The sequence below is a fragment of the Belnapia sp. AC561 genome (genome assembly GCF_979252845.1).
Genome location: NZ_CEEDBP010000360.1, coordinates 1 through 251, shown reverse-complemented (window position 1 = coordinate 251; position 251 = coordinate 1). Strand labels below are relative to the sequence as shown.

Here is a 251-nt window from a genome sequence, read left to right as displayed (position 1 = left end):
CTACTACACCGACGTGTTCGGGCTGGCGCCTGCGGTCGTCGGCATCATCTTCGTCTCGCTGCGCATCTTCGACGCCATCTCCGATCCGCTGATCGGGATCATGGCCGATCGCACCCAGACGCGCTGGGGCAAATTCCGCCCCTATCTGCTCTGGACCGCGCTGCCTGTCGGCATCAGCTGCTTCCTGACCTTCCAGTCGCCCGACCTCGGCTATGACGGCAAGGTCGCCTATGCGGCCGCGACCTATTTCC

1 protein-coding gene is annotated in these 251 nt (G+C 64.1%); it reads left to right on the top strand.

Annotated elements, in window-relative coordinates; genetic code table 11:
* A partial coding sequence (locus tag AC0IW9_RS31430; RefSeq protein WP_471652207.1) for an MFS transporter occupies nucleotides 1–251 on the top strand: 251 nt, incomplete at both ends.